This window comes from Ochrobactrum sp. C6C9 (assembly GCF_022627935.1).
GTDB classification, from domain to species: domain Bacteria; phylum Pseudomonadota; class Alphaproteobacteria; order Rhizobiales; family Rhizobiaceae; genus Brucella; species Brucella teleogrylli.
The window spans coordinates 1-359 of record NZ_JABXGB010000114.1 but is presented as its reverse complement, the minus strand read 5'-3'; the positions used below and the strand labels follow the sequence as shown (position 1 = coordinate 359).

Here is a 359-nt window from a genome sequence, read left to right as displayed (position 1 = left end):
TCCGTCAACGTTTACTATGTGCGCGGACAGGGCCTGAAGCCCGTTCTGGTGAAAATTCAGACGGATGAAGGCATATCTGGATTAGGCGAGGCCGCGATTTCCTATGGAACCGGTGGCTCTGCTGTAGCGGGTATGATTAAAGATCTGAGCGAACGGTTTTTGCTGGGGGTTAACCCACTGTACATCAATCGGATCGTTTCGGACATGTACGACCAGGCGTTCTGGTTAAAGAACCCCGGCGGAATTGCTTGTGCCGGAATGAGCGCCATAGAACAGGCGCTTTGGGATATTCGCGCCAGAGCGTTGAATGTGCCAGTATATGAACTCTTTGGCGGAAAAATTCGCGATGAACTGAACTA

The 359-nt window shown here is 51.3% G+C and carries 1 pseudogene; it reads left to right on the top strand.

Annotation, left to right across the window (positions count from 1 at the left end):
• Positions 1–359 (top strand): annotated as a pseudogene (locus tag HWD97_RS24300) (mandelate racemase/muconate lactonizing enzyme family protein); the annotation flags it as partial.